The sequence below is a fragment of the Pseudomonas sp. EGD-AK9 genome, assembly GCF_000465935.2.
Lineage (GTDB): Bacteria > Pseudomonadota > Gammaproteobacteria > Pseudomonadales > Pseudomonadaceae > Aquipseudomonas.
Map to the genome: position 1 here is coordinate 1 of NZ_AVOF01000474.1, position 18,771 is coordinate 18,771.

The 18,771-nt window shown below is 65.8% G+C and carries 20 protein-coding genes, 3 tRNA genes and 1 pseudogene; 13 read left to right on the top strand and 11 right to left on the bottom strand.

Annotated elements, in window-relative coordinates; all coding sequences use genetic code 11:
* The 9 genes and pseudogenes from N878_RS29105 to N878_RS18995 form a co-directional block, all read left to right on the top strand.
* Positions 1-522: pseudogene (locus N878_RS29105) on the top strand (hypothetical protein); the annotation flags it as partial.
* 60 nt (positions 523-582) lie between these two features.
* Positions 583-1,386 carry a hypothetical protein gene (locus N878_RS18960; protein WP_021445149.1) on the top strand — a complete coding sequence of 268 codons (804 nt, stop codon included), beginning with the start codon at positions 583-585 and terminating at the stop codon, positions 1,384-1,386.
* Complete coding sequence (locus N878_RS18965; RefSeq protein WP_021445150.1) at positions 1,379-1,651, top strand: hypothetical protein; 273 nt, start codon at positions 1,379-1,381, stop codon at positions 1,649-1,651. Before N878_RS18960 ends, N878_RS18965 begins: the two co-directional genes overlap by 8 nt.
* The gene (locus N878_RS18970; RefSeq protein ID WP_021445151.1) at positions 1,644-1,841 is read left to right on the top strand and encodes a hypothetical protein; all 198 of its coding nucleotides are present in this window, start codon (positions 1,644-1,646) and stop codon (positions 1,839-1,841) included. Before N878_RS18965 ends, N878_RS18970 begins: the two co-directional genes overlap by 8 nt.
* Positions 1,831-3,516 carry a DNA cytosine methyltransferase gene (locus N878_RS18975; RefSeq protein WP_021445152.1) on the top strand — a complete coding sequence of 562 codons (1,686 nt, stop codon included), beginning with the start codon at positions 1,831-1,833 and terminating at the stop codon, positions 3,514-3,516. Before N878_RS18970 ends, N878_RS18975 begins: the two co-directional genes overlap by 11 nt.
* Positions 3,513-3,758 (top strand): hypothetical protein, encoded by a 246-nt coding sequence (locus tag N878_RS18980; RefSeq protein ID WP_021445153.1) that lies wholly within the window; start codon positions 3,513-3,515, stop codon positions 3,756-3,758. Before N878_RS18975 ends, N878_RS18980 begins: the two co-directional genes overlap by 4 nt.
* Positions 3,751-3,957, top strand: a complete 207-nt coding sequence (locus tag N878_RS18985) for a hypothetical protein (protein WP_021445154.1) — start codon at positions 3,751-3,753, stop codon at positions 3,955-3,957. Before N878_RS18980 ends, N878_RS18985 begins: the two co-directional genes overlap by 8 nt.
* Positions 3,958-4,040: 83 nt before the next feature.
* Positions 4,041-4,397, top strand: coding sequence for a hypothetical protein (locus N878_RS18990; protein ID WP_021445155.1), 357 nt, complete (start codon positions 4,041-4,043; stop codon positions 4,395-4,397).
* Between the two features lie 112 nt (positions 4,398-4,509).
* Complete coding sequence (locus tag N878_RS18995) at positions 4,510-5,676, top strand: DUF3596 domain-containing protein (protein ID WP_021445156.1); 1,167 nt, start codon at positions 4,510-4,512, stop codon at positions 5,674-5,676.
* Positions 5,677-5,810: 134 nt separating this feature from the next.
* Here the strand turns inward: N878_RS18995 and N878_RS19000 are convergent.
* The 3 genes from N878_RS19000 to N878_RS19010 form a co-directional block, all read right to left on the bottom strand.
* A tRNA-Leu gene (locus N878_RS19000) sits at positions 5,811-5,895 on the bottom strand.
* A gap of 56 nt (positions 5,896-5,951) precedes the next feature.
* A tRNA-His gene (locus N878_RS19005) sits at positions 5,952-6,027 on the bottom strand.
* A 35-nt stretch (positions 6,028-6,062) separates the two neighbouring features.
* Positions 6,063-6,139: transfer RNA gene (locus N878_RS19010), tRNA-Arg, on the bottom strand.
* 268 nt (positions 6,140-6,407) lie between these two features.
* Between N878_RS19010 and folD the strand changes: the two genes are divergently transcribed.
* Complete coding sequence (gene folD, locus N878_RS19015) at positions 6,408-7,262, top strand: bifunctional methylenetetrahydrofolate dehydrogenase/methenyltetrahydrofolate cyclohydrolase FolD (protein WP_021445157.1); 855 nt, start codon at positions 6,408-6,410, stop codon at positions 7,260-7,262.
* A gap of 59 nt (positions 7,263-7,321) precedes the next feature.
* Here the strand turns inward: folD and N878_RS19020 are convergent, their stop codons facing one another.
* The 6 genes from N878_RS19020 to N878_RS19045 are packed head-to-tail and all read right to left on the bottom strand — an operon-like array spanning position 7,322 to position 13,261.
* A complete protein-coding gene (locus N878_RS19020; protein WP_021445158.1) occupies positions 7,322-9,064 on the bottom strand; it encodes an ABC transporter substrate-binding protein in 1,743 nt (580 codons plus the stop codon).
* Positions 9,065-9,115: 51 nt separating this feature from the next.
* The gene (locus tag N878_RS19025) at positions 9,116-9,388 is read right to left on the bottom strand and encodes a DUF2160 domain-containing protein (protein ID WP_021445159.1); all 273 of its coding nucleotides are present in this window, start codon (positions 9,386-9,388) and stop codon (positions 9,116-9,118) included.
* Between the two features lie 12 nt (positions 9,389-9,400).
* Complete coding sequence (locus tag N878_RS19030) at positions 9,401-10,201, bottom strand: carbohydrate ABC transporter permease (protein WP_021445160.1); 801 nt, start codon at positions 10,199-10,201, stop codon at positions 9,401-9,403.
* Positions 10,202-10,209: 8 nt separating this feature from the next.
* Entirely contained in the window at positions 10,210-11,073 is an 864-nt protein-coding gene (locus tag N878_RS19035; protein WP_021445161.1) for a carbohydrate ABC transporter permease, read from the bottom strand.
* Positions 11,070-12,167, bottom strand: coding sequence for an ABC transporter ATP-binding protein (locus N878_RS19040; RefSeq protein WP_021445162.1), 1,098 nt, complete (start codon positions 12,165-12,167; stop codon positions 11,070-11,072). The genes N878_RS19035 and N878_RS19040 overlap by 4 nt, the downstream gene beginning before the upstream one ends.
* Complete coding sequence (locus tag N878_RS19045; protein WP_021445163.1) at positions 12,167-13,261, bottom strand: ABC transporter ATP-binding protein; 1,095 nt, start codon at positions 13,259-13,261, stop codon at positions 12,167-12,169. Before N878_RS19045 ends, N878_RS19040 begins: the two co-directional genes overlap by 1 nt.
* Positions 13,262-13,521: 260 nt before the next feature.
* On the opposite strand from N878_RS19045, the gene N878_RS19050 reads away from it, so the two are divergent.
* From N878_RS19050 to ampC, 3 genes are all read left to right on the top strand, one after another.
* Complete coding sequence (locus N878_RS19050; RefSeq protein ID WP_021445164.1) at positions 13,522-15,360, top strand: sigma-54-dependent Fis family transcriptional regulator; 1,839 nt, start codon at positions 13,522-13,524, stop codon at positions 15,358-15,360.
* A 13-nt stretch (positions 15,361-15,373) separates the two neighbouring features.
* Positions 15,374-16,180, top strand: coding sequence for an alpha/beta fold hydrolase (locus N878_RS19055; protein ID WP_021445165.1), 807 nt, complete (start codon positions 15,374-15,376; stop codon positions 16,178-16,180).
* 107 nt (positions 16,181-16,287) lie between these two features.
* Positions 16,288-17,466 carry a class C beta-lactamase gene (ampC, locus tag N878_RS19060; RefSeq protein ID WP_051365826.1) on the top strand — a complete coding sequence of 393 codons (1,179 nt, stop codon included), beginning with the start codon at positions 16,288-16,290 and terminating at the stop codon, positions 17,464-17,466.
* Positions 17,467-17,558: 92 nt separating this feature from the next.
* On the opposite strand, the gene N878_RS19065 is transcribed toward ampC, so the two are convergent.
* Together N878_RS19065 and N878_RS19070 are read right to left on the bottom strand one after the other, a co-directional pair.
* Positions 17,559-18,194 carry a DUF2459 domain-containing protein gene (locus tag N878_RS19065; protein ID WP_021445167.1) on the bottom strand — a complete coding sequence of 212 codons (636 nt, stop codon included), beginning with the start codon at positions 18,192-18,194 and terminating at the stop codon, positions 17,559-17,561.
* Between the two features lie 73 nt (positions 18,195-18,267).
* Positions 18,268-18,771, bottom strand: a 504-nt coding sequence (locus N878_RS19070) for a lysophospholipid acyltransferase family protein (protein WP_031303505.1), incomplete at its 5' end; no start/stop codon positions are given.

An 18,771-nucleotide genomic window follows, 5' to 3' on the forward strand; every position in this document is an offset into this window, starting at 1 on the left:
GAACGCGGCATGGTCACCCGCGCCCTGGAGCTGGAGGCCGCCGCCCTCACCCGCATCGACGCCCTGCGCGCCGCCGCTCAGCAACGCCGCGACACGGCATCGCAGGAACTCACCGCCCTGCGCAGCAAGCCGGCCAAGGCGGCAGGCCTGCCCCTGGAGCTGGCCACCCTGCTGTGCATCGGCTTCGCCCTGGCGCTGGAGGTGGTCCCGGCCCTGATCCTCTGCGCGCTACGCCCCGCAACCGATGCCGAAACCGCCCGCGCAACCGCGCCGATACGCCAGAAACGCACCGAGGAACGCACCCAGGAACACCCGGAAACCGAGCCGGAAACGGCAACAGGCAACGACCTACCGGCCGACCTGCTGCAGCTGATCGCCCGCACCGAACGCGGCGCCAAGCTGGCCGTCCGGCAGGTAGCACGGGAATTGAAGATGGGCAGCGAGAGAACTACCCGACTGATGCAGCAGGCCACAGAAGCCGGCCTGCTGAGCAAGACCGCCGCCGGATACGTGGCGGCATAAAGAAAGGCCCCGCCGAGCGGCAACTCGGCAGGGCCATACCAACCCCGAAGGAGAAGCACCATGCAAGCACAAAACCCCGAAGTCAGCGGCGACAAGGCTACCACGCCAGCCGCCGACCTGCGCCTCGTGTCCGTTGAACAGCTCCGCAAGATCCACCGCGAGCTGGACGCCTGCCAAAAAGTCATCTGGCTGGCCGGCTGCCGCCCCCGCGTGCCCAACGGCTTCGACCCCGCCTACGTCACCGGCGCCCAGGAACAGCTCCAGGTCATCGAGGGGCTGATCAAGAAACAGCCGAGCGCCGCCGAGGCAATTGAGCCGTGCGGGGAATGCATCGAAGGCCTGCAGATGATCGACCCCTACGACGGCGGCACCTTCATCACCTGCAAGCGCTGCAGCGGGCGCGGCTTTGTCGCCGTTTGCCCAACATGCCGCCAGGGCGTGCCGGCTGATAGCGCGCATCTGCTCTCCGAAGCCATCGAGGTGCCGCGGTGGACGCATGAGAAACCAGCCGCACCTGGTGCGTACTGGGTGCGCGGCTTCCGACTGGGCGAACCTGACTCACGGCCGGCGCTGGTCGAAGTTTCCCGCAACGAAGGCGGCGAGCTGCTGTGCAACATCCACGAACGCAACAGCAACGACGAAACGCACCAATGGTCATTCGTCGCCGACTGCGCCGAGCGCTTCGAGTGGTTCGGCCCGCTGCAGGCTGGCAATCCACTGCAGACGGAGCCCTACGCATGGTTCTGGAGCCACGGTTCTGATTCCGGTGTGCTCTCTACTCGCCAGGACTACGAGCAACACAAATCCGACTACCCGGGCATGACCTTCACCGCCGTCTATGCGCTGGAGGTGCCCCATGCGTAACGAGCAAATCACCCTACAGCAGTCCGTCGAACTCATGCACACCCTGGAGTTCCAGGATCAGACCTTCCACCAGCTGACCGAGCCGGGCGGCTACACCTGGCTGCTCGACCGCCTGCGCGCGATCGGCAGCCCCGACACCAAGTCGGTGGTCTTCCTGTTCGGCGCCGACGCCACCACCCTGCAGCAGCTCAAACGCATCCGCCGCAACAAGGGCACCAACCTGGGCGACATGACCGTCTACGCCGTGGAGGTGCCCCATGCGTGAGCGCCCAACCATGGCCAGCCACCGCCTGGAGCTGCCCAGCATCTGCGATATCTGCGGCAACGCCCGCTCCACCCGCAAGCACGCCAAGTGCAGCCGCATCCGCCAACGCCTCAAGCAGGACGAATGGGCCAGCTACATGGCCAACGTCGCCGCCAAGAAAGCCCAGGGAGATCGCCGGTATGCGCGTTGAGACCCTGCACCACTTCCACTTCTGCTGCGGCCTTGGCGGCGGCGCCAAGGGCTTCAACCGCGCGAAGCCCGTCGTCGGCAACGTCCAGGCGCGCTGGGAATGCCTTGGCGGCATCGACGTCGACCCGGCTGGCCTGGCCGACTTCGAACGCCTGAGCGGTGTTCCTGGCACCCTGCTGGACCTGTTCACTCGCGACCAGTACATCCGTTTCCACGGCAAGCAGCCACCAGCCGGGTGGCGCGAGGCCACCGCCGAGGACGTGCGCCGCGCCGCGCAGAACAAGCGCCCCGACGCCGTGTTCATCAGCAGCCCCTGCAAGGGCGCCAGCGGCCTGCTCTCCGAAAAGATGAGCCAGACCCCGAAGTACCAGGCGCTGAACGAACTGACTCTGCGCTGCATCTGGCTGATGGGCGAGGCCTGGAAGGATGACCCGGTGCCGCTGATCGTGTTCGAGAACGTCCCGCGCCTTGCGACCCGCGGCCGCCACCTGCTGGACCAGATCAACAGCCTGCTGAGCTTCTACGGCTACGCCGTTGCCGAAACCACCCACGACTGCGGCGAGCTGGGCGGCCTGGCCCAATCGCGCAAGCGCTTTCTCCTGGTGGCCCGCCACGTCGAGAAGGTGCCGCCCTTCCTGTACGAGCCGGAGAAAAAGACCCTGCGCGCCGTCGGCGACATCCTCGGCCGCATGCCGCTACCGGGCGATATCGACGCCGCCGGCCCGATGCACCGCGTACCCTCGCTGCAGTGGCAGACCTGGGTGCGCCTTGCCCTGGTGCGCGCCGGCAGCGACTGGCGCAGCCTCAACGAGCTGGCGATCGAGGATGGCCACCTGCGCGACCTGGTGATCGTTCCGGAATACCGCGCCGGCTACCTGGGCGTGCATGGCTGGGGCGATACCAGCGGCACCATCGCGGGCCGCAGCAGCCCTACCAATGGCGCGTTCTCGGTTGCCGATCCCCGGTACCGCCAGGCCGCGAACTGGAATCACGGCCAGCAGTTCGGCGTTATCCGTTGGGCCGAGTCGGCGCCGACGATCCCCGGGCAGACCATGCCGGGCCAGGGAACCTTCAGCGTTGCGGACCCGCGCCCGAACTGGAACCGCCACAGCGGCAACTACCGCGTCGTCCCATTCGACAAGCCGGCCGGCACCATCATTGCCGGCGGCAAGGGCGTGCAGGGTGGCCAGCAGTCTGTAGCAGATCCTCGCATCCTGCACCGCGGCAAGGGCGACAACTACCTGACCGGTGGCCACTACGGCGTGATCCCATTCGACCAGCACGCCGGCGCGATCGCTGCCAGCTCGCGCTACGACAGCGGGCGATTCAGCGTCGCTGACCCGCGCATTCCTGTCGCCAATGAGCGCCTGACCTGCATCATCCGCAGCATCGACGGCACCTGGCACCGCCCCTTTACCACCCTGGAGAAGGCCGCGCTGCAGAGCCTGGTGGAGCCAGAAGAGCAACTGATCCTCGACGGTCTGAGCGACAAGGACTGGAGCGAGCGCATCGGCAACGCCGTGCCGCCGCACGCCGCCGAGGCCATCGCCCACGTCATGGGCACCACCCTGCTGCTGGCTGCGGCCGGCGAAACCTTCATGCTGAGCAGCATGCCGATCTGGGTCCGCCCGGTAGCGGTCGGGCTAAGCGTGGCGCAGCGGGAGGCCAATGCATGAGCCGCCTTGTCATCACCTACGGCCGGCGCTGCGGCAAGCGCCTCTGGCCGCTGTTCTGCTACGCCAAGGCGCACGGCTGGCAGATCACCAAGACCAACGGTGGCCACCTGCGCTTGACCAAGCCCGGCCGCCACATCATCCACACCAGCAGCACGCCAAGCGATTGGCGTGCCGTGCGCAACGCCGTGGCCATGCTGGCCAGGGCAGACGGTTATCGCGCACTGGAGGTGGAACGTGGCTGACCAGGCCGACCGCCAACACATGCACGAATGCGAGGCGCGCCACTGGCTGCGCCTCGGCTACACAGGTGAGGACACGGTCGCGGAGCTGCGCGAAAAGATCACCGCCAAGCGCGGCAGCGCTGCCGCCGAGCGGCTGATCGAGGAAATGCGCCGGCAATGGAAGCGGCGCAGCGAGTGGTTCGGGAGGGACGATGGCTGAGCCAACGTCACACGACGGCCGTAACTCGACGGCAACCGCGGGCAAGTACAGAATGCTGTATGTGCAACCAGTATTCGTGAGCCATGTACTACGAAGTGATCCCGCTCTACCACCTCGGCAAGAAGCGACCGCGGAGCGAGCTGCAGGCCAGCCAGCGTCTGAGGGTCGATGTCCAGGTGTGCGTCATGCCCGTGAGTCCGATAGGTGGCCCGAGCCTATGCGCCCATATCTTCACCGCGGGGCAGTTCACCAGCGACCCACTGCCCAGGCTCTACGATGTTCGCATCGAGGGCATGGCCACCATGGGCCTGGTGTTAGCCGGCATCGAGGAAGTAGACGGCCAGCTTTACCACCAGGCCTGGCACTGCCGACCACTGGAAGACCAGGTTGTCATTCCCTGGACGGCCTGCCCGCGTTCTTCGCTGGATCAGCTGCTGTAAGGCCACCACCAACCGCATAACGAGAAACCACCGCTTCAACTTCTCGGCCTGCTCTCGGGCCGAGCTTCTATTCGGCCCATAGACTGGGCTTTTCTTGTGCCGGGGGGCGCAGATGGCAAAGGGTGTAGAGGTACGCGGCAACCGCGTGCGCGTGTATTTCCGTTATCAGGGCGAACTGTGCCGCGAGCCGTTCAACGGCGACGCCACGCCCGACAACATCGCCCAGGCCGAGCGCCTGGTCGGCATGATCGAGTACGAAATCAGGGCGGGCACCTTCAGCTATGCCCGCCACTTCCCCGACTCGCCCAGGGTGAAAACCAACACCCTCGGCCACTACATGGACCTGTGGCTCGAAATCAAACGCAACGAGCTGGCCCCGTCCGGCTTCCGCACCTACAAGAGCAAGGTCGAGACGCACATCCGCCCACGCTGGGGCGATGAGCAGGCCGACACCATCGACCACCTGGACCTGCAGGAGTGGGTGCACAAGACCCTGATGCCGACCCTGCACAACCGCACCGTGCGCGAGATCGTCAGCCTGCTGAAACAGATCTTCACCCTGTACCGGGCGCGCAACCGCTCGGCCCATGACCCGACCGAAGGCATAACCATCCGTCTGCCCGACGCGGACGAGGTCGACCCATTCACCCGCGAGGAGATCGACGCGATCCTCGGCACGACAACCGACAAGCTCCAGGAGCTGCACCTCGCGCAGTTCATGCTGTGGACGGGGCCCAGGGTATCCGAGGCCATCGCCCTGGCCTGGGAAGACGTCGACCTCAAGGCCGGCACGGTGAAGTTCCGCCGCAGCCAGGTGCGCGGCGTCTACAAGGTGACCAAGACCCGCCGTTCAACCCGCGAGGTGCGCCTACTCAAGCCGGCGCTGCAGGCCCTGCAGGCGCAGGCCATCCACACCCAGAAGGCCAAACCGGTGGAAGTCGAGGTGCTGGACCGGGACAACAAGACCAGGAAGCGTCAGTCGCTGCGGTTCGTGTTCCACTGCAGCAGCACCGGCGCGGCGCACAGCAGCTCCGACATGCTGCTCAAGGGCTTCTGGCGCCCACACCTGGCAACGGCCGACGTGCGCTACCGGGGGCCGAACAACTGCCGTCATACCTACGCCAGCCAGCTGCTCACCACCGGCGCCGTCACCCTGCAGTGGCTCAAGGATCAGATGGGCCATACCACCATCGCCATGCTCGAACGCCACTACGGCCGCTACATCAGCAAGGACGGCCCCGACATGATCCCGCTGCTGGAACACGCGCTAAAGCTCTGAATCCAGGGCCCAGAAACGACAAAAGGCAGCCCTCGCAGGCTGCCTTTTTCGTTTGCCGATTCCCAGAGTGTTCCCAAAACGCTCCCTTCTGAGAAGCGATCCGGCTGGAACCCCCGGAAATACAGCGTTTCACATGGTGCGGACGGAGAGACTCGAACTCTCACACCTTGCGGCGCCAGAACCTAAATCTGGTGTGTCTACCAATTTCACCACGTCCGCGTGGTCGGAACCTTAAAACAAAAACGCCAGGCTTTGGGGCCTGGCGTTCTGGAATATGGGGTGGACGATGGGAATCGAACCCACGACACCAGGAGCCACAATCCTGTGCTCTACCAACTGAGCTACGCCCACCATATTGCTTTTTGCTTGCATGCCTAGCTGCCAAATGGCACGCCCGGCAGGACTCGAACCTGCGACCATCCGCTTAGAAGGCGGATGCTCTATCCAGCTGAGCTACGGGCGCCTATCCATCTGCAAGCGCAGACTTAAAGCTTTCGGCTTAGGCTCTACCACAAGGGCTTTACCGCTGCCGTCTTACCCAGCGACTGGCTGTGCTCGACAAGCGGGGCGAATGTTATAGAGGCGGCCACACCCCGTCAACAGAAAAAATCAAAAAAATTCAGCGATATAAAGGAGTTACGCGAAAACGACGGCAGGCGCCTTTGCCCGAGGGAGCGCCCATGCGAGAATGCGCGTCCTTTTTTCATCCTTATTAATGGTTAATCAGCGCAATGACCGCACAACTGATCGACGGCAAGGCGATCGCCGCCAGCCTCCGCCAGCAGATTGCCCAACGTGTCGCCGAGCGCCGCCAGCAAGGCCTGCGCGCGCCGGGCCTGGCCGTGATCCTGGTCGGTACCGATCCCGCCTCCCAGGTCTATGTGTCCCACAAACGCAAGGACTGCGAAGAGGTCGGTTTCCTCTCCCGCGCCTACGACCTGCCAGCCGAGACCAGCCAGGCCGATCTGCTCGCCCTGATCGACGAACTCAACGAAGACCCGGCCATCGACGGCATCCTGGTGCAACTGCCGTTGCCCGAACACCTGGACTCCTCCCTGCTGCTCGAGCGCATTCGCCCGGACAAGGACGTGGACGGTTTCCACCCCTACAACATCGGTCGCCTGGCCCAGCGCATGCCGCTGCTGCGCCCCTGCACGCCGAAGGGCATCATGACACTGCTGCAAAGCACCGGCGTCGATCTGTACGGCATGCATGCAGTAGTAGTCGGCGCCTCCAATATCGTCGGCCGGCCGATGGCCATGGAGCTGCTGCTGGCCGGCTGCACCGTCACCGTCACCCACCGCTTCACCAAGGATCTGCCGACCCACGTTGGCCAGGCCGATATCGTCGTGGTCGCCGCCGGCAAGCCGGGTCTGGTCAAGGGCGAGTGGATCAAGGAAGGCGCCATCGTCATCGACGTCGGCATCAACCGTCAGGAAGACGGCAAGCTGGTCGGCGACGTGGTCTACGAGACCGCCCTGCCCCGCGCCGGCTGGATCACCCCGGTGCCGGGCGGCGTCGGCCCGATGACCCGCGCCGGGCTGTTGGAAAACACCCTGCACGCAGCCGAACACCTGCATAAATAAGCAGCGCTCACAACGAACAACGGCACCCGCGGGTGCCGTTGTCCTTTCTGCCTTACCGATCAGTTACGCGCCTGCTCCCAGGATTTGAGCAGCTCGTCATAGGCGATGGTCTCGCCCTTGGGCTTTTCATTGTCCAGCTTCGGTTTCGGCGCACCCGGCTGATCCAGCCAGTATTGCGGATCACGCGGCTCGTTCAGCTTTGGCCCGCATTCACCCAGCACGCCGGAGCGCTCCAGGCGGCCGAGCATGGTGTCCTGCGCCGCGGCCAGACCATCGAGCGCCTGCTGCGGGGTCTTGTCGCCGCTGGCGGCCTCGGCGATGAACTGCCACCACAGCTGGGCCAGACGTGGATAGTCCGGCACGTTGGTGCCGGTCGGCGTCCATTGCACCCGCGCCGGGCTGCGGTAGAACTCCACCAGCCCGCCGAGCTTGGGCGCGGCGTCGGTCATGGCCTGGGAATTGATGTCCGACTCACGAATCGGCGTCAGGCCGACCAGGGTCTTCTTCAGCGACACGGTCTTGGAGGTGACGAACTGGGCGTAGAGCCAGGCAGCCAGACGCTGCTTCTCCGGGGTGGACTTGAGGAAGGTCCAGGAGCCGGCGTCCTGATAGCCGAGCTTCATGCCCTCCTCCCAGTACGGGCCCTTGGGCGACGGTGCCATGCGCCACTTCGGCGTACCGTCCTCGTTGACCACCGGCAGGCCCGGCTTGGTCATGTCGGCGGTAAAGGCGGTGTACCAGAAGATCTGCTGGGCGATGGCGCCCTGCGCCGGCACCGGCCCGGCCTCGGAGAAGGTCATGCCCTGGGCCTCCGGCGGGGCGTACTGACGCATCCAGTCGACGTACTTGCTGGTGGCGTAGACCGCCGCCGGGCCGTTGGTGTCGCCGCCACGGGCGACGCTGGAGCCCACCGGCCGGCAGCCGTCGACGCGAATGCCCCATTCGTCCACCGGCAGGCCGTTGGGCAGGCCCTTGTCGCCGCCGCCGGCCATGGAGAACCAGGCATCGGTAAAGCGCCAGCCCAGCGACGGGTCCTTCTTGCCGTAATCCATATGGCCGTAGACGCGCTGGCCGTCGATTTCCTTGACGTGCACCGAGAAGAACTCGGCGATGTCCTCGTAGGCCGACCAGTTGACCGGCACGCCCAGCTCGTAGCCGTAGATTTCCTTGAACTTGGCCTTGAGCTCCGGGCGCTCGAACCAGTCGGCGCGGAACCAGTAGAGGTTGGCGAACTGCTGGTCCGGCAGCTGGTAGATCTTCTTGTCCGGCCCGGTGGTGAAGGAGATGCCGATGAAGTCCTCGAGATCCAGGGTCGGCGAAGTGAAGTCCTTGGCCTCGCCGGCGATCATGTCGCTGATCGCCACCGCCTTGCCGTAGCGCGCGTGGGTGCCGATCAGGTCGGAGTCGTTGACCCAGCCGTCATAGATGTTCTTGTCCGACTGCATCTGGGTCTGCAGCTTCTCGACCACGTCGCCTTCCTGCAGCAGGTCGTGTTTGAGCTTGATGCCGGTGATCTCGCTGAAGGCCTTGGCCAGCACCTTGGACTCGTACTCGTGGGTGGTGATGGTTTCCGACACCACGCTGATGTTCATGCCGCGGAACGGCTCGGCGGCCTTGATGAACCATTTCAGCTCTTCGAGCTGCTGCTCGGGCGTCAGGGTCGAGGGATTGAACTCCTCGGCGATCCATTTCTTCGCGGCCTCCTCAAAGGCATCGGCCCAGGCCGCACCGCTCAAACCGGACAACGCCAGCAGGGCGGCCAACGCCATGCTATGTCGGGTCTTGTTGTTATTGTCGAACATAGAGACCTCCATCTCAGGATATGGGGAGAGGCATACCGGTGGCAGCCCGGCTCAGCCCCAGCGCATGACTGCGCACAACCACAACAGTGATAGCAGCGAGGCTATCCACACGCTCCAGTCGGTCACGCCTATCACCAGCAGGTGCAGGTAGGCGCTGCCGAGCAGACCGATAAACAGCCGATCGCCCCGGGTGGTGGCAATCGGCAGAAAACCCTTGCGCTCGACGCACGGCCAGCGCAGCTCCACCAGCGTCATGCCAGCCAGCAGCACGGCGATGCCGCCGAAGAACAGCGCGGTCGGTAGAGTCCAGGCCATCCAGCTCATGACGAACCTCCCTTACACGCGGCCGAGGGCGAAGCCCTTGGCCACATGGTTGCGAACGAACCAGATCACCAGCATCCCCGGAAGGATGGTCAGCACCCCGGCGGCGGCCAGCACGCCCCAGTCGATGCCCGAGGCGGACACGGTACGGGTCATCACCGCCGCGATGGGCTTGGCGTCCACCGAGGTCAGGGTGCGCGCCAGCAGCAGCTCGACCCAGGAGAACATGAAGCAGAAGAAGGCGGTGACGCCGATGCCGGAGCGAATCAGCGGAATGAAGATCTTCACGAAGAACTTGGGAAAACTGTAGCCGTCGATATAGGCCGTCTCGTCGATTTCCTTGGGCACGCTGGACATGAACCCCTCGAGAATCCACACCGCCAGCGGCACGTTGAACAGGCAGTGCGCCAGCGCCACGGCGATATGGGTGTCGAACAGGCCGATGGACGAGTACAGCTGGAAGAACGGCAGCAGGAACACCGCCGGCGGCGCCATGCGGTTGGTCAGCAGCCAGAAGAACAGGTGCTTGTCGCCGAGGAAGCGGTAGCGCGAGAAGGCATAGGCCGCCGGCAGCGCCACGCTGAGCGAGATCAGGGTGTTGAGGCTGACGTAGTACAGCGAGTTGAGGTAACCCTCGTACCAACTGCGGTCGGTGAAAATCACCCGGTAGTTGTCCAGGGTGAAGTTTTGCGGCCACAGACTCAGGCCGCCGAGGATCTCGGTATTGCCCTTGAACGACATGTTCAGCAGCCAGTAGATCGGCACCAGCAGGAACAGGAAGTAGAGCAGCAGCACCAGGCGTTTGCGCAGCATCATGGTCGGCCTCAGCGGGTTTTGTCGTCGTGGGTCATGGCGGTGTAGAACAGCCAGGACACCAGCAGGATGATCAGGAAGTACACCAGCGAGAACGCCGCCGCCGGGCCCAGGTCGAACTGGCCGATGGCCATTTGCGTCAGGGTCTGGCTGAGGAAGGTGGTGGCGTTGCCCGGCCCGCCGCCGGTGAGCACGAAGGGCTCGGTGTAGATCATGAAGCTGTCCATGAAGCGCAGCATCACCGCGATCAGCAGCACGCTTTTCAGCTTGGGCAGCTGAATATGGCGGAACACCGCCCAGTTCGACGCGCGGTCGATGCGCGCCGCCTGGTAGTAGACGTCGGGAATGGCGCGCAGCCCCGAGTAGCACAGCAGCGCCACCAGCGAGGTCCAGTGCCAGACGTCCATGATCAGCACCGTCACCCAGGCGTCCATGGTGTTGGAGGCATAGTTGTAGCTGATGCCCAGCTTGTTCAACACCCAGCCCATCAGGCCGATGTCGGCGCGGCCGAAGATCTGCCAGATGGTGCCCACCACGTTCCACGGGATCAGCAGCGGAATGGCCATCAGGATCAGGCACAGCGAGGCCCGGCGCCCGCGCGTCGGCATGCACAGGGCGATGGCGATACCCAAGGGAATCTGGATCAGCAGCACGCAGGCGGAGAAGATGAACTGGCGCAGCAGCGAATCGTGCAGGCGCGGGTCCTGCAGCACCTGGCGATACCAGTCGACGCCGACGAAATAGCGGGTGGACGGATCGAAGATGTCCTGCACCGAGTAATTGACCACCGTCATCATCGGCACGATGGCGCTGAACGCCACCAGCAGGAACACCGGCAGCACCAGCCACCAGGCCTTGTTGTTCTGCACCCTCATGGCGCCACCTCCACCAGGTAGTCGTCGGCGTAGAGCATCAGCCACTGCGCCGGGAAGCTCAGGTACACCTGCTCGCGCGGCACCGGCTGATCCTCCTGCAGGCGCGCCTTGAGCACCTGGCCGTCGAGGTCGAAGGTGAGGATCTTGTAGGTGCCGAGGTCCTCGACGTGCAGCACCCGACCGCACAGCGCGTCTTCGTAGGCGCCATCCCAGACGTGGACGAACTCGGGACGGATGCCCACCTGCAGGCGCTTGCCCTCCAATTCGGCCAGGCGTCGATTGAGCCCCTCGGTCAGCGGCAGCACGGTATTGGCGAAGCGCACCCCGCCCTCGCAGCGCTGCACCTCGATCAGGTTCATGCCCGGACTGCCGATGAAGTAGCCGACAAAGGTGTGCCCGGGGCGCTCGAACAACTCGCGCGGCGTGCCGAACTGGACGATCTGCCCGCCGTACATCACCGCGATCTTGTCGGCGAAGGTGGAGGCCTCCAGCTGGTCGTGGGTGACGTAGACCATGGTGATATTGAACTGCTCGTGGATCTGCTTGAGCTTGCGCCGCAGCTTCCACTTCAGGTGCGGGTCGATCACCGTCAGGGGCTCGTCGAAGAGGATCGCCGACACGTCGTCGCGCACCAGGCCACGGCCCATGGAGACCTTCTGCTTCTCGTCGGCGGTGAGGTTGCGCGCCTTCCTGTGCAGCAGCGGATGCAGTTCCAGCACCTCGGCGATCTCGTGCACCTTGCTCATCACCCGCGCTTCGTCCAGGCCCTGGTTGCGCAGCGGGAAGGCCAGGTTGTCGAACACCGTCATGGTGTCGTAGACCACCGGGAACTGGAAAACCTGGGCGATGTTGCGCTGCTGCGGCGACAGCGCGTTGACCGCCTTGCCGTCGAACTGCACCTCGCCCTGCGACGGGCTGAGCAGGCCGGAGATGATATTGAGCAGGGTCGACTTGCCGCAGCCCGACGGCCCCAGCAATGCATAGGCGCCGCCCTGCTGCCAGACGTGGTTCATCTCGCGAATTGCATAGTCTTCAGGCGCTTTCGGCACGCCGTTGTAGCTGTGCGCCAGGTTGTGCAGACGAATCTCGGCCATCAGGCGGCCCTCCCCTGACGACGGCTGGGCGCCTGCACCAGTTGCCCGTCGGCGGCGAAGACGAACAGCTTGTGGGTGGGGATATAGATGAGGATCGGCGCATCCACCGCGTACTCGTGCACCCCGGGTAGGTGCAACACCAGCACGAACTGCTCGTTGCGCACGTGGAGGAAGGTTTCCGAGCCGCTGATCTCGGCCAGCTCGACGGTCACGGCCAGTTCCAGATCATCGTCGTTGGACGGCACCAGGCCGATATGGCTGGGCCTGACGCCGAAGCGATACTCGCCCTCGGCGATGCCGCGCAGATCGGGGTTGAGCGGAAAGTGCACGCAATCGGCGAAGCTCACCTCGGTGCCACTGATGCGCCCCGGCATCAGGTTGATCGCAGGTTCCGAGAACAGCTCGGCGGCGAGCACCTGCTGCGGGCGATGGTAGACCTCGGCGGTCCTACCGCTCTGCACCACCCGTCCTTCGTGCAGGATGGTGGTGGTGCCACCCAGGGCCAGCGCCTCGTTGGGCTCGGTGGTGGCGTAGATGGCGATGGTGTGGCGCGCCTGGAATAGCTCGCGCATTTCCTGACGCAGCTCCTCGCGCAGCTTGTAGTCGAGGTTGACCAGGGGCTCGTCGAACAGGATCAGCGAGGCATCCTTGACCAGCGCCCGCGCCATCGCCGTGCGCTGCTGCTGGCCGCCGGACAGCTCCAGCGGGTAGCGCGCCAGCAGCTTGTCGATGCGCAGCATGCGCGCGGTGGCCTCGACCTTCTCGACGATCTGCTCCTTGGCCACCCCAGCCTGGCGCAGCGGCGAGGCGATGTTCTCGAACACCGTCAGGGTCGGATAGTTGATGAACTGCTGGTAGACCATCGACACATTGCGCTGGCGCACCGGCACACCGGTGACATCGGCGCCGTTCATCAGCACTCGCCCGCTGCTGGGGCGATCCAACCCGGCCATCAGGCGCATCAGGCTGGTCTTGCCGGCCAGGGTGCGGCCGAGCAGGACGTTGAAGGAGCCGGGTTCGAAACTCAGGCAGGCATCGTCGATATGCACCTGGCCGTCGACGATACGGGTGACGTGTTCGAGCTTGAGCGACATGGCCTGTCCTTTTTCTTGTCGTGCCATTCGGTTTCGAACACCTACAGCGACAAGCGTGCCAGGCCGCAAAAAATCGGGATATCTATCTGTTCCAGAAGAGAAATAAGCGCAGAGCCGGGTTGCTGGGCGATGTTCGACTGAACACTTTTGAACAGTCGAATGTGAACAACTGAACAATTCGTTCGTTGACATTGAACAGTGTTGAACGAGACTGGATCCATCGCGACGCAGATCGCGAACCGACAAGAAGAGATCGCACCATGACAGAAGCTGCCCGTGCCCCGGCGCACGACACCATCATCCAGGAGTCCTGGTCGCGCTGTCGTGACTACGGCCTGACCCACCAGAGCACGCCGCGCTTCGACCCGCCGCCCCCCGGCGAACTCTCAGCCCTGCTGGAAAGCCGCCAGGCCCTGGTGCAGACCACCCACCAGGAGGTGCTGCCCTACTACGGCACCATCCTCGCCAACTCCAACTGCCTGATCATGCTGGCCGACGAGCAGGGCCGGCTGCTGCAGTCCTGGGGCGACCGGCGCTTCATCGAGCCGCGCCAGGCCGCCGGCTTCGTCGCCGGCGCCAGCTGGCTGGAGCGCTACACCGGCACCAATGCCATCGGCACCGCACTCGGTTGCGGCCAGGCCGTGCATATCCAGCACGACGAGCATTTCCTCAAGGCCAACCGCTTCATGACCGGCTCGGCCTCGCCGATCTTCGACGAACAGCGGCGCATGATTGCCGTGCTCGACGTCTCCAGCGACAGCTACCTGCCGCCGGCGCATACCCTCGGCATGGTCAAGATGATGAGCCAGTCGGTGGAGAACCGCCTGATCCTCAAGCTGTTCGCCGACCAGTACCACCTGCTCAGCTTCAACACCAGCCTGGACAACCTCGACAGCCCCTGGGCCGGCCTGGTGGTGTTCGACGAACAGGGCCATGTGGTCTCGGCCAACCGCCGCGCCGATAACCTGCTCGGCCAACCGCTGGCCTACGGCGCCATCGAGCAGCTGTTCGACGTGCCCCTGCAGCAACTGCTCAACCAGCCGGACGGCCAGCCATTCGGCCTGCGCACCAGCGGCCAGTTGCGTTTCCATGCGCGGATTCGACGCCCGGCGCAGCCGGCACCGATCCAGGCCCGCGATTTCCGCCCGCAGACCGCGCCGCGCCCCAGCGGCGAACCCGAGCTGCATGCGCTGAGCCTGGGCGATGCGCGGATGGACAAGGCCATTCGCCAGGCCGAACGCCTGCTGGAGAAGGACATCCCGATCCTGGTGCAGGGTGAAACCGGCGCCGGCAAGGAGGTCTTCGTCAAGGCCCTGCACCGTGCCAGCTCGCGCGCCAGCCACCCCTTCGTCGCGGTCAACTGCGCGGCCATTCCGGCGGAACTGGTGGAATCGGAGCTGTTCGGCTACGAAAAGGGTGCCTTCACCGGCGCCAGCCAGAAGGGCCATGTCGGCCTGATCCGCAAGGCGCACAAGGGCACCCTGTTTCTCGACGAGATCGGCGAAATGCCGCTGCGGGTGCAGGCCCGTTTGCTGCGCGTGCTGCAGGAGCGCTGCGTGCAGCCGCTGGGCAGCAGCGAACAGCATCCGGTGGACGTGCGGCTGATTTCCGCGACCAACCGCCCGCTGCGCCAGGACGTCGACAGCGGCCAGTTCCGCGCCGATCTGTACTACCGTATCAGCGGGCTGAACCTGGAACTGCCGCCGCTGCGCGAACGCAGCGACAAGCAGGCGCTGTTCCAGCGGCTGTGGGAGCAGCACCGCGAACCCAAGCAATGGGCCGGACTCAGCCGCGAGGTGCTGGAACTGTTCCAGCGTCATCCCTGGCCGGGCAACCTGCGTCAGCTCAGCAGCGTGCTGCGCGTGGCGCTGGCCATGGCCGACGACCAGCCCATCCGTGCCGAGCACTTGCCGGACGACTTCTTCCTCGATCTGCCGGCCAGCGCACCCGGTGCGGCGCAGGCATCGTCGGTCGAGCCCAGCGATCTGGCCAGCCAGTACCGCGCCTGCGGCGGCAACGTCTCGGGCCTGGCGCGGCGCCTGGGCGTCAGCCGCAATACCCTGTACAAGCGCCTGCGCGAGCAAGGCGTGCGCGTCTAGCGCGGGAGGTTACATGCCACACGAAGCCTTCTGTCGCGAGGCCGGCAACGGCCCGGCGGTGGTCTGTCTGCACGCCAACGCCAGCAGTTCCAGCCAGTGGCAAGCGCTGATGGAGCGCCTGGCGCCCGACTACCGAGTCCTCGCGCCCGACGCCTACGGCGCCGGCAAGAGTCCGGACTGGCCGTCGGATCGGCAGATCAGCCTGGGCGACGAAGTCAAGCTGATCGAGCCGCTGCTGGCGAGGGCCGGCGCGCCGCTGGCGCTGGTCGGTCACTCCTACGGCGCGGCGGTGGCCCTGCTCGCCGCCCTCAGGCACCCCGAGCGGATCGCCGCGCTGGTGCTTTACGAACCGACGTTGTTCGCCCTGATCGATGCCCGGCAATCGCCGCCCAATGCCGCCGACGGCATTCGCGCGACAGTGGCGCAATCGGCGGCCGCTCTGGATGCGGGCGATCCCGCGGCGGCCGCCGAACACTTTATCGACTACTGGATGGGGCCCGGCAGCTGGCGGCAGATGCCCGAGCGGCGTCAGGCCCCCATCGTCGCCTCGGTGCGCAACGTGCGCCGCTGGGCTTATGCGCTGCTCAGCGAGCCCACAGCGCTGGCGGCCTTCACCACGCTGCGCGTGCCGGTGCTCTACCTGCTCGGCGAGCGCTCGACCGCCGCCGCGCACGCGGTGGCCGAGCTGTTGCTGGCCAGCCTGCCCCGGGTCGAGCGGCTTGAATTCGCCGGTCTCGGCCATATGGGCCCCGTCACCCACCCGCAGCCGGTCAACGAGGCGATTGCAGCCTTTCTCGCCCTGCATCACCCTGTACGCTGACCTCACCGGCTAGCATTGGCGACGCCGCCGCATCGCCAGCATCGCGCTAGCGAGCGCGCAAAACGTGACAGTTCACCTTATATAAACTCAATAAATAATTGATTTTAATGAAATTAAAAATCCTAGAATCTACTTTAAGTCGCCTGCGTGCAGCATTCCTGCTGGGCTTGCTGCTCGGCGCCGGCGACGCCCTGGCCGGCAGCACGGCGAAGCAGCAGATCGAAACGGCGGTGAACGCCATCATTGAACCGCTGATGGCCGAGCACGCCATTGCCGGCATGGCGGTCGCCCTGAGCGTCGAGGGCCGGCGCTACACCTTCAACTACGGCCTGGCCTCGAGGGAAACGGGGCAAGCCGTCGACGACGCCACCCTGTTCGAGATCGGCTCGGTCAGCAAGTTGCTCAGCGCCACGCTGGGCGCCTACGCCGCGGCCAGCGGCAAACTCGACCTGCACGACAGCGCCAGCCAGCACCTGAGCGAGCTGCGCGGCGGCCCCTTCGAGCAGATCAGCCTGCTCGAACTGGCCACCTACAGCGCCGGCGGCCTGCCCCTGCAGTTTCCCGAACAGGTGCTGGATCGCGCGTCGATGCTGGCCTATTACCGCAGCTGGCAACCGAGCTATGCCGCCGGCACCCAGCGCCTCTACTCCAACCCGAGCATCGGCCTATTCGCCCACCTGGCCGCCGCCAGCCTGGGCGAGCCTTTTGCCGAATCGATGGAACGGCGGCTGTTTCCGGCCTTCGCCCTGACGCAAAGTTATATCCAGGTACCGCCCTCGCGCCTGCCCGCCTACGCCCAGGGCTACGACAAGGCGGATCAGCCGGTGCGGGTCAACCCCGGCATGCTGGACGCCGAGGCCTATGGGGTAAAAGCCAGCGCGGCGGATCTGCTGCGTTTCGTCGAGGCCAACCTGCACCCCGAGGCGCTACCCGAGCCCTGGCCGCGCGCCGTGGCGATGACCCAGACCGGCTATTACCGGGTCGGCGACATGAGCCAGGGCCTGGGCTGGGAGCGCTACGCCTACCCCATCGACCTGGCGCGCCTGCAGGCCGGCAACTCCGCGGACATGGCGCTGCAGCCACAGGCCATCGAGCGCTTCGACGCGCCCATACCCGCCACAGGCGACCTGCTGCTGAACAAGACCGGCTCGACCAACGGCTTCGGCGCCTATGTCCTGCTGCTGCCGGCACGGGACATCGGCCTGGTGCTGCTGGCCAACCGCAACTACCCCAACACCGAGCGGGTGCGGGTGGCCCTGCAGATACTCGAGGCGCTGCCGCGCTGAATGACGCTGTAGCCCAGATGCAATCAGGGAGAAGCGGCTCCCGACAACTCCTGGATTGCATCCGGGCAGGCGCCGACTGCAGGCTGGCGCGGTCACGGCGCTTGGCAAATGAAACCCGCCAGCGCCGGGCGCCGCAGCTGCCTCATCAGCCCGGATGCGGTCAGCGGCGAACCCTCGCCGAGCGGCAGCCCGGCCGCCGCCAGCGCCTCGGCGACCCAGGTGTTGCAGGTATTGAGCAGCGAGTAGCGGCCGTTGGCCCGGTAGAAGCGACTGTGCCTGTACAGGCCGGGGCCGAGCGCTTGCGGCCGACCTTCGGCATCCAGGGCGAAGCCGGCCAGCAGGTAGTCCAGCAGGCGCTGGTAGCCCGCCTCGTCCAGCGCCAGGGTCATCTGCCCGCCAGTCGGCCGCGCGGCCAGCTGCACCAGGTGCAGCACGCTGTCGCCCGACCAGAACAGCGCCTGCACGCCCTGAGCGAAACCGGCATCCGGGTTGCGGTAGAAGCCCTCGTTGCCCCAACCCAGCTCGATAAAACCCGTGCCAGGGAAGTCCTCGGCCAGGCCCGGCAGGCGCTGCAGCAGGTCGGCTGCCGGCAGCAGCAGGCCGGCGTGCAGGCCGTGGTCGACCACCTGCACCGCCCTGCGCGGGGCGCAATCCGGCGGCGCCTGAGGAGGCTCGGGCGCGCTGGCGCAGCCGAGCAGCAGCACGACAAACAGCAACGGGATGCGCATAGGCGGTCGACTCGCAGCCGGGGTCAGGCTCAACCATAAGCCAGATCCCGCCCATCCGTGCACGCGGGCCGCGCTAACCGAAGCGCGGCACCCGCTCATCCTCCTCCAGCTGCTGCAACAGCGCCGCACGGGTCGCATCGCGCAGGCGAATCGCCTCCAGCCAGCTGTTCTGCTGCGCCCTCAGCGGCGCACAGAACTCGACCCGCAGCGAACTCCGACGAGGCAGCCAGTGACCGTCGCGCAGCCACTCGCGCGTACCGCCGATGGCCAGCGGCAGCAGCTCAGCGCCGCTGCGTGCGGCCAGGACGAAGGCGCCCATGCGCAACGGCCGCAGCCCCGGCTCGGGGCCGAAGGTGCCCTCGGGGAAGATCACCAGCCACTCGCCTGCCGCCAGCGCCGTCAGCAGTGCCTCGGCATCGGCGGCGCCACCGCGCGGGTCGACGCGCTCGACGAAGTGGGCGCCGAGCCGGCGCAGGAAACGCCCGGCGATGCGCTGCTCGGCCAGCTCGCGCTTGGCGACGAAGGCGAACTGCGCCGTGCTGCCGCCGCAGAGCAGCAGACCGTCCAGGTAGCTGGC